8 protein-coding genes are annotated in these 9,606 nt (G+C 51.6%); all 8 read left to right on the top strand.

The features are described from left to right. The first annotated feature begins 171 nt into the window (after positions 1–171). The 8 genes from asnS (at position 172) to QME66_11685 (ending at position 9,513) form a co-directional block, all read left to right on the top strand. The gene (gene asnS / locus QME66_11720) at positions 172–1,464 is read left to right on the top strand and encodes an asparagine--tRNA ligase (GenBank protein ID MDI6809632.1); all 1,293 of its coding nucleotides are present in this window, start codon (positions 172–174) and stop codon (positions 1,462–1,464) included. Between the two features lie 342 nt (positions 1,465–1,806). Beyond that, complete coding sequence (locus QME66_11715; protein MDI6809631.1) at positions 1,807–4,161, top strand: M14 family zinc carboxypeptidase; 2,355 nt, start codon at positions 1,807–1,809, stop codon at positions 4,159–4,161. A 35-nt stretch (positions 4,162–4,196) separates the two neighbouring features. Beyond that, positions 4,197–5,099: a PstS family phosphate ABC transporter substrate-binding protein gene (locus QME66_11710; protein ID MDI6809630.1), complete on the top strand. Its 903-nt coding sequence runs from the start codon at positions 4,197–4,199 to the stop codon at positions 5,097–5,099. Next, positions 5,100–6,950, top strand: coding sequence for a tetratricopeptide repeat protein (locus QME66_11705; GenBank protein MDI6809629.1), 1,851 nt, complete (start codon positions 5,100–5,102; stop codon positions 6,948–6,950). 156 nt (positions 6,951–7,106) lie between these two features. After that, entirely contained in the window at positions 7,107–7,841 is a 735-nt protein-coding gene (locus tag QME66_11700; protein ID MDI6809628.1) for a MotA/TolQ/ExbB proton channel family protein, read from the top strand. Beyond that, positions 7,828–8,265 (top strand): biopolymer transporter ExbD, encoded by a 438-nt coding sequence (locus tag QME66_11695; protein MDI6809627.1) that lies wholly within the window; start codon positions 7,828–7,830, stop codon positions 8,263–8,265. Before QME66_11700 ends, QME66_11695 begins: the two co-directional genes overlap by 14 nt. A gap of 31 nt (positions 8,266–8,296) precedes the next feature. Then, on the top strand, positions 8,297–8,791 hold the full coding sequence (locus QME66_11690; GenBank protein MDI6809626.1) for a biopolymer transporter ExbD: 495 nt from the start codon (positions 8,297–8,299) through the stop codon (positions 8,789–8,791). Continuing rightward, the gene (locus QME66_11685; protein ID MDI6809625.1) at positions 8,788–9,513 is read left to right on the top strand and encodes an energy transducer TonB; all 726 of its coding nucleotides are present in this window, start codon (positions 8,788–8,790) and stop codon (positions 9,511–9,513) included. Before QME66_11690 ends, QME66_11685 begins: the two co-directional genes overlap by 4 nt. The last annotated feature ends 93 nt before the right edge of the window (positions 9,514–9,606 follow it).

Below are 9,606 nucleotides of genomic sequence, written 5' to 3'. Positions count from 1 at the left end.
GTCGGCCACGACCCCCTCATACCCCCTGGCAGTGTGCCTTACGAAAGGCCCTGCAATTCGTCAAGTTATTTCTGGGACGGCACACTAGCTGATCGGAAACACTTCCAGGTTCAGGCTTGACTTAGGATTCCTTCTGCTCGTAGTGTCTTTCAAATAACAGATGGAGGAGGCATGAAACAGGAATACATTGAGGACATCGCAAAGTTCGAAGGCAAGGAAGTTCTGATAAAGGGATGGCTCTACAACAAGAGAAGCAGCGGGAAGATTCTGTTTCTCCTTGTAAGGGACGGCACTGGCGTCATCCAGGCAGTCGCGACGGCTTCGGCCATCGGACAGGAAGCATTTGATCTATGCTCAAAACTCACGCAGGAGAGTTCTCTCGAAGTAACCGGCAAGGTCAGAAAGGATGATCGCGCCGTTGGAGGATATGAGCTTGAATTAACCGGAACAGAGCTCATTTCACTGTCAAACGAATACCCGATAACTCCAAAAGAACACGGAGTTGAGTTCCTTCTTGATAAAAGGCATCTCTGGCTCAGGTCATCAAGGCAGCACGCGATCTTAAGGATAAGAAGCGAGATTATCAAAGCGTGCCGGGACTTCTTTGATGAGAGAAACTTCGTTCTCATGGATTCCCCAATACTCACTCCTGCCGCATGTGAAGGCACGACCACTCTCTTTGAAGTCGGATACTTTGACGGCAAGGCATATCTCACGCAGAGCGGCCAGCTCTACAATGAAGCAAGCGCAATGGCTTTTGGAAAGGTTTATTGCTTCGGCCCGACGTTCAGAGCTGAAAAGTCAAAAACAAGAAGACACCTCACTGAGTTCTGGATGATTGAACCCGAAGTGGCCTTTGCAACGCTCGAAGACACGATGGTCCTCATAGAGGAGTTCTTGAGCTCCGTCGTGAGCCGAGTGATTGACAGGAGGAAAGAGGAGCTCAAGCGCATCGAGAGAGATACAACATCACTTGAAAAGATCGAACCGCCATTTCCGAGGATGAGCTATGATGAAGCCGTTCAGATTCTCAAGAAGAAGGGGCAGAGCTTCGAGTGGGGAGGTGACTTCGGCGCAGAGGATGAGACAATACTTGCGCAATCGTTTGAAGTTCCTGTCTTTGTGCACCATTTCCCGGCCCAGTGCAAGGCCTTCTACATGAAGCCCGACCCAGAGAATAAGAAACTCTGTCTGTCCTGTGACCTGCTTGCTCCCGAAGGATATGGGGAAATTGTAGGTGGCGGCGAGAGGATGGACAGTCTTGAGGATCTGGAGAGAGGAATAGCAAAAGAGGGACTTCCGAGAGAGTGTTTTGAGTGGTATCTCGACCTGAGGCGCTTCGGTTCCTGCCCTCACGCGGGCTTTGGCCTCGGTTTGGAAAGGACTGTCGCCTGGATATGCGGCATCGAGCATGTGAGAGAGACGATACCGTTTCCGAGAATGATCTACCGGCTCACGCCTTGACAATTTCTTTGACCCCGGCTCACCCCCTGAAAACTCTCCCGTCTGGGCGTCACCCAAAATAAATCCTGTTCTCCCGGCCGGTTTTCTGGTAAAATATACGGTGGCAAAGGGTAACTGAAGAGTAACTGAGGGTTTCAAGTAGTACTTAGACACTTCAGCTCAGTGCCGAATATGCTATTGGGCTTATTTTTTTTGACCCCAAGACGAAAAGGGAGAACTCAGACGGAGAGCTGCGGGTGGCTGATAGTCCGTATGGAGCCAGGAATCACCCGTAGAATTGTCGTGTTATGCAGAGTGAGAGGTTAAAGGGGAAGTGGAGGGCGTGATCGCCCGGAGGGAGCCATGAATGAAGCATCTTGCGTTCGTGTCTGGTCCCGAGGCCGGATGAGGTTGAAAGTCCGCCTCGCTCTCTTTTGCAGCATTTTCTTCTTCTGTCTTGCTCTTTTCTTCTTAGCTCAAAATGCAGCCTCTGCCCCCGTGCCGAAGGAAAAGTCTCTGGTGCGGGTTTATTTTGGAAAGCCATCCAAGCTTGATGAGATTCTCCGTCTTGGCCTTGACATCGCGTCCTTTCGTCCGGGCCAGTACCTTGATGCCCTTGTCTCTTCTGAAGAGTCTCTCAAGCTCCAGCGTCTGGGCATTCAGCTGGAAGTGATAGACGAGAATCCCGCTCAGAAACTTGTTCCTCTTCTTGAACAAGGGGATCTGGGTCTTTATCACACGTACCAGGAAATGAAGACCGAGATGCTTGCGTATGCTCAAACCCACGCGGCCATAGTCAAAGTTGATTCAATCGGAAGCAGCGTTGAGGGAAGGGCAATCTGGGCAATGAAGATCTCCGACAATGTCGGAGTCGATGAGAACGAACCGGAAGTTCTCTACATGGGTAACCATCACGCCCGTGAAATCATGACTGTCGAGATTCCGATGAGAATCATGAGTTTTCTCATAAATGGTTACGGGACCGACACCCTTGCGACACGGCTTGTCGATACCAGAGAAACATGGCTGGTGCCGATGGTGAATCCTGACGGGCACGTTTATGTTGAGAACGGGTCTTCAATGTGGAGAAAGAATCGCAGGAACAATGGAGACGGAAGCTACGGTGTTGATCTGAATAGAAACTATGGCTACATGTGGGGCTACGATAATATCGGCTCGAGTCCGACCCCGAGCTCAGAGGTATATAGAGGAACAGGTCCGTTTTCTGAACCTGAGATCGACGTAATACGGGACTTCTGCGAGGCGCACGACTTCATATTCTCCCTTTCTTATCACAGCTACGGAGAGATGGTGCTTTACCCATGGGGCTACATCGCCGCTCACACACCGGACAGAATGCTCTTCACTGTGTTAGGCGACAGCATAGTGGCATACAACAACTACGTTCACGGCAACGCTGCCACCGGCACCATCTATCTCACGAACGGAGATACTGATGACTGGGTGTATGGGGAAGTCGTCACGAAGAACAAAACGTACGGCATAACATTTGAGGTCAACACATACGCCCAGGGTGGGTTCGCGCCCCCAGGAAGCCTGATTGGTCCGACATGCGAGTTGAACCTAAAGCCAAGCCTTTTTCTGCTCAAGTACGCCGACGATCCTTTGAGACTCTTGCCGCCGGCGACTCCTCTGATAACGCCGCTCGACGGCGACCCGGATGGCACCTACACGCTGGAGTGGTCAACAACGACACCGGATCCGCACAATCCTGCTCAACTTTACGAGCTTGTTGAGATGTCCGGGAAGAGCCGCATCACCGATGGAGCTGAGTCGGGGTTTGTGAACTTCGGGACCTCAGGTTTCACGATTTCATCCACGAGAAAGAAGAGCGGGAGCTCAAGCTTCTATGGCGGAAAGGCCGACGGACTTGATTCCCGGCTATCCTCAGTTGAGGGAGTGGACGTGGCCTCAGCCGATAGTCTAAAGCTCTGGTGCTGGTATGATATTGAGTCGAATTACGACTATGCCTATGTCGAAATGTCAGCTGACGGCGGCATGACCTTCGAGTCCATCCCTGGAAACATAACGACAAACTACGATCCGCACGGAGGAAATGCCGGAAACGGAATCACCGGATCGAGCGGTGGCTGGGTTCTTGGAAGTTTTCCATTGAGTCAGTTCTCAGGGAAGACTGTCTGGATGAGAATCAGGTATCAGACAGATCAATCCGTGACAGGTGAAGGCCTGTATGCGGATGATGTCTATCCGCTCGAGACGTTTGCGACAAAGTCGGTTTTGAGTTCGTCAATTCCTGACACGTTCTATGTTGTTTCAGGCAAGACCGACGGTGTTTACTATTACCACGTGCGGGCGATCGACAGCGAAGGACATCGTTCGGGCTGGAGCCAGAGAGAAGACGTGGTTGTTACTCTGAGCTCTGCAGGCGGCGGCCCAAGTGCCACAGGAGTCTCATTCGGGCTCAAAGGAGTCTATCCGAATCCTTTTGATTCCGGCTGTGAGATCTCATTCTTCCTTGACAAAGCGGGTCAAGGTTATGTATTAAGGATTTTTGACCTTTCCGGAAGAGAAGTTAAGTCCATCTCGGGTAGGGGAGATGCGCCGGGAATGGTGACGCTGTCCTGGGACGGAAAGAACAAGCATGGCGAAAGATGTTCATCAGGTTTATATGTATTGAGACTGGAAGCTGCGCGGAAAAGCGATGTGAGGAAAGCCGTCCTTTTGAAAGGGCAATAGTCATCCCTTAAAAAAGGATTGACAGAACAAAGCGAATGAAGATAAATTCTTTTGGGAGAGCGAGCACCTGGGCGATCGCGTTGCTCTCTACGGCTCTCCCTTTGGGTTGTGGAAAGGAACCTGCGGAGACCCCCACAAGCGGGGCCATTCTTGTTAGCGGCTCCGAATCTGCTCTTCCCCTGGTGAGAGAGGAAGCTCAGGTCTTCATGGAGCACTATCCAAAGGCCTCGATCACGGTAAGGGGTGGAAGCTCGAGGGCTGGAATCGCGGAGCTCCTCGAGGGAACAGCTAACGTGGCTGTCATCTCCCGTGAGCTCAAGCCGGACGAGCTGGCTGCAGCCAAGGAAGGAGGCTTCCAGCTAGAAAGTTTCAAGATAGCCATTGACGGACTTGCTGTCATAGTTAACAAAAGGAACCCCGTTGACAGCTTGAACCTTCCTCAGCTCGCCGATGTCTTTAGCGGCAGAATACCCAGCTGGCGGGCGCTGGGCGGCGGCAATCCCCCCATAGTAACAATAACGACAGACCCTAACTCAGGAACCTTTGAGTTTTTCAAGAACAAGGTTCTCAAGGGCGGGGAGTACAGTCCGAAATCCTACCACGTGGCGAACGATTCTGTTGTTGTCGCCGGTGTAATGGACAATATTGGCGCAATAGGATTCGTCAGCATGATGATTGACAGGGAGAGCGTGAAGACTCTCATGATCTCAGAAACGCAGTCGTCAGCTCCAGTCAGTCTGGACCAGGGAACCGTCCTGAACGGCGACTACCCGCTCATCCATCCAATCTATATGATAACAAGGCAGCCGGCCCTGGGGCTTCCGGGCGGATTCGTCACGTTTGTTACAAGCGCTCCGGGGCAGAAACTTGTGATCGGGAAGGGTCTTGTTCCGGCGACGATGCCCACCAGGATTGTGAGACTCAAGGAGGGAGAGTAGTTGAAGACTACTATTGGCAAAAGAAGTCTTGTGCTGGTCGGGCTGATGTTAGTCCTTCTTTCCGCTCTTTCTTTCGCGCAGGCTGCAAGGGATTTTGAGCACGAGGGCAAGATTGCGTTCAAAGCAGGGGACCTTGACAAGGCGATTGAGAACCTCAACCAGGCCCTGAAGGCAGATTCAACTCTCATCGAGGCGAGAGAGCTCCTCTGCGAGGCCTACCTTGAGAGCGGACTTCACAAGAAAAGCAAGACAGAGTGCGAGAGAGTTCTATCGCAGGATCCGAGAAACCCGAATGCTCAGAGATTTCTCGGAGATGCCCTTGTCCAGTTAGGAGATTTTGAGGGGGCAAGAAAAGCTTATTTGTCTTCAATTGAGCTGAAGCGCAAATGCCCGGAGTGCTATTTCGGGCTAGCGACGGCATATGCGAAGTTAGGGATGACCGCGGAAGCAAGAAAGACCCTTAAGGACAAAGGAGCATCGAAAGGTGACAAAGCTTACGCGTCCAATGCCATAGGGACCATTCTTCTTGCTGAAGCGCAAAAGGCCAACGACAAGGACAAGCAGCAAAAGATCAACGACGCCATTGTCAGCTTTATTCGTGCTTCAGCTTCGAAACCAAAAATAAGCGAATTTCAGAAGAACCTCGGCGACGCTTATATGGAAAAAGGTGTGGCGGTCCTTGCGATCGACAGCTACACCAAAGCCGTCACTCTGAACCCAAAGAATTTCAAGGCACGATTCAGATTGGCCGAGGCCTATGCAAAGGACAGAAGATTCAATGAAGCGATGGGTGAATATAAGAAAGCGATGGAGATCGCCCCCGATTTCGCGGAACCATATTACGAGGCAGGAAACCTTTACTACCTTGCGAAGCAATATCCCAATGCGGCAGTGCAGTTGAGAGAATACACCAAGCGGGCTCCTGAAGACCCGCAAGGTTTTCTCTATCTTGGGAAGGCCCTCTACTATGCGCGGCAAAGGGAAGAGGCAAAGAAGGCCTTTGAAGAAGCAATCCGCCTTGGGGCAAAGAATGGCGACGCTGAGCGCTACCTGGGACTCATCTACTTCTTTGAGGGCAAGTACGATGATTCTCTCAAGAACTTCGAAAGGGCTGCCAAACTTGCGCCGCTCGCCGCAGACGATTTGGTAAAAGTTGGACAGATGCGGATAGTGAAGCAGGAATATGCTCTTGCCGAGTCGAGTCTGACTGCCGCGATACGTTCTGACCCGGCTCTGAGCGATGCCTATTTTGAGTTGGGGAGGGCCTTCTACTTTCAGCGAAGGTTCGACCAGGCAATCCCGAACTTCGAGAAGAAGGTCGAACTTGATACTACTGCGGTCGGGGCATACCTGAACCTCGGGCTGTGTTACAATGAGAAGCAGAACCCACAGAAAGCTATCGATGCGTTTGTCCATGCGACCAGGATAACTCCCAACAACATGCAAGCTCAGCTCTGGCTCGCTCAGACCTACTTGAGTCAGGGATTGCTCAAGGATGCGAAGACGAGATACGCGGCGGCTCTCGGAATAGACTCGACCTCTGCCGAAGCTCTCAGGGGACTTGGATATATTACGTTGCTCGACAAGGAATGCGGCGCGGCCATACCGCTTCTGGAGAAGGCCGTGCTTCTTGACCCTGGCAACGTGCAGGGCTTATTGTGGATGGCACAGGGATATTTGGTATGCTCGACAACTGAGAATCAGGCAGTATATCTGAAGAAGGCAAAGGACTATTTCAATAGAGTCCTCAAGCATGACCCGGGCAACAGAGATGCAAAGGCCGCCCTGGACGCACTGAAGGAAGCGGAGGAAAAAGCCGACAAGCGCCGGAAGCGTTTCGGGGGTGGCTAGAAGCAACTAACTGACCCTATTCTTGAGGAACTTGATAAGGCTTTTTATTGTAGAAATGAGAGGAGGTGAAGTAAGGCAATCCAGTCGGAGTGTCATTTCACTATACACGTGTTGTCACAAATCGGAATCCAAGGACAAAGAAGGAGGTAGTGACAGGTGAAGCAGCGGATTTTCATGATAGCGGTTTATGTTGGGGCCTTCGCTATCGCGACGGTCATTTTTATGCAACTCCCTGAGTATGTCAAGAAAGGCGGACCTCTCGTTGTTCTGCTCATCGCGCTGTCGATCATAAGTGTAGCCTATATGTTTGAAAGAAGTTTCACGTTGAGGAAAGCAAGAGGGAAGGGGCCGTTGCCGCCGTTCCTGAGCAGGTTGAGGGGTCTTCTTGACAAGGGAGAACTCGCCAAGGCATCTGCACTGTGCAGCGAGCAGAAGGGTTCCTGCGCGAACGTGCTCAAGGCGGGACTTGACAAGTTTGGCCTGTTGATTCCTGAAAAGCTCACAAAGGACAAGCATCTGAGTGAGACCCAGAGAGCTATGGAAGAGGCGAATATGCTTGAAGTTCCTCTACTGGAGAGGAATCTGATTGCCCTTTCGACCATAGCGTCCATCGGGACAATGGTGGGTCTCCTTGGGACTACCATCGGAATGATCAGAGCATTCAGGGCCATGGCCCACGCTGGTGCTCCCGATGCCATTCAGCTTGCCCAGGGTATCTCTGAGGCGCTGATCAACACAGCAGGCGGGCTTTTCATCGCAATAGCTGCGATAGTCGCCTACAATTACTTCGTAACAAAGGTGGACAACTTCAACTACATGATGGATGAGGCCAGCTACGAAGTTGTTCAGCTCCTGTCGTCAAGAGAGGGAGAGAAAAATGCCAGCGCGTAAGCCAAAGAGAAGAATAGGAATCAAGATCGACATGACGCCCATGGTGGATATCGCATTCCTATTGCTCATATTCTTCATGGCCACGACGCAGTTCAAGCCGGCGGAGGAAGTGCAGATAGTGCTTCCGTCTTCTCATTCGGCCATCAAAGTTCCTGAATCGAACGTCCTGATTCTCACGATAACCAAAGACTCGCGACTTTTTGTTTCACTTAATTCGCTTCCTGCTGAGAACATCACGATGGGGGAGCTTGCTAATGCCGTCATAAATGCGCGTATGAGGAGTCCGGGGCTGAGATTCGTAGTTAAGACCGACAAGGACGCTGAATACGGGACTGTGATCGATGTCATGGACGTGCTCCAGGAGACAAACACGATCAGGTTCAATCTTGTGACAGAGCTTGAGGTTGAGAGGATGAAGATATAGACTCCGGACAGGCTAATCAAAAGGAGAGAGTATGGGTGCAGTAGATGTTGCAGCACCGAAGGCCGGCAAGAAGCCTGGCGGCCTTAAGAGGGTGAAGAGAAGAATACAAATCCGGATCGACATGACCCCGATGGTGGATATTGCGTTCCTTCTTCTCATCTTTTTTATGGTCACGACCGTTTTCCGGGCTCCCCAGGCCTTGGAGATAAACTTGCCTCCGAGTAAGGCAAAGGTTGAGGTTCCTGAATCGAACGTCCTCACCATGAGAATCATTGGCGACGGAGTTATCTTCTGGGCAGTAGCAACGGATCCATTCAAAACTACTGACCTCAAAGGCATTGGGAAAGTCCTTGACGAGGAGATCAAGAAGAATCCCAAGCTCATCACTCTGGTTAAAATTGACAGAGCCTGCAAGTATTCTGTAATGGTTGACACGCTTGATGAACTTGGACTCGCCGGCATAGACCGGTTCAGTTTGGCGCCACTTGAAGATGCTGAAAAGAAGGAGGTGGAGGAGCTCCAGTGAGAGCGAAGGCTGCTTCCGATTATCCCGTTCTTCCAGGGATTATGTCGTTCCATGAACTTAAGGTCAACTACGGAAAGTTCCTCACGAAGGCAGTGATTTTTTCCTGTGTGCTCCACCTTTTCATAGTCGGTTCACTACTGGTCGGGATGAAGATAATGTCGAGGCCAAAGAAGGTGTTCAGCGTGAGACTCGTGAAGTACACTGAGCTTGGTGCGCCTCCGTCTCTGAGCGGTGCTCCTCCTCCTGCGGCCGTGGCTGTGGCTGCGCCGTCAGGTCCTTCTGTCGGTATTCCCGTGCCTGTGCCTGATGCGAGAGCGCCGGAACAAACGATAGCAACTCAGGCAGAGCTCTCCCAGATGGCCCCGGCGGTCATGACAGGGAGTGGAGGAGACTCGCTGGTAATCACTGACATCCCTGAAGTGATGCCCAGCGCTACTGATTTTGTTTATGTGGAGGAAGTACCGCAGATGATAGTTGGGCCGCAGCCGATTTATCCCGACATGGCCAGGGAGGCTCAGCTTGAGGGGCAGGTCATTGTGAATGCACTCATAGGGAAGGATGGCAAGGTCAGGAGCGTCATAATCGTCAAGTCCATCCCGATGCTCGATGATGCCGCCAAACAGGCAGTGATGAAGACTCTTTGGAAGCCGGCATTCAACAACAACAGGCCTGTTGCTGTCTGGGTGGCTGTGCCAATAAGGTTCACGCTGGTAAACAGGTAGCGCTTCCCGTCCCATTCCGAGAAGGGGTTGACTGAGGGACCTAGCCTGCTTTATGCATAAACTTACATGAACATGGTATCGAGTGCCACAAGT

The organism is Candidatus Eisenbacteria bacterium (assembly GCA_030017955.1).
Taxonomy (GTDB): Bacteria; Eisenbacteria; RBG-16-71-46; order JASEGR01; family JASEGR01; genus JASEGR01.
This window is presented reverse-complemented; position numbering and strand designations above follow the sequence as displayed.

Bases quoted from the DNA above. Each gene is read 5' to 3' on its own strand.
- asnS (MDI6809632.1), top strand. From the start codon at position 172: ATGAAACAGGAATACATTGAGGACATCGCAAAGTTCGAAGGCAAGGAA.
- QME66_11695 (MDI6809627.1), top strand. From the start codon at position 7,828: ATGCCAGCGCGTAAGCCAAAGAGAAGAATAGGAATCAAGATCGACATG.
- QME66_11710 (MDI6809630.1), top strand. From the start codon at position 4,197: ATGAAGATAAATTCTTTTGGGAGAGCGAGCACCTGGGCGATCGCGTTG.
- QME66_11715 (MDI6809631.1), top strand. From the start codon at position 1,807: ATGAATGAAGCATCTTGCGTTCGTGTCTGGTCCCGAGGCCGGATGAGG.
- QME66_11690 (MDI6809626.1), top strand. From the start codon at position 8,297: ATGGGTGCAGTAGATGTTGCAGCACCGAAGGCCGGCAAGAAGCCTGGC.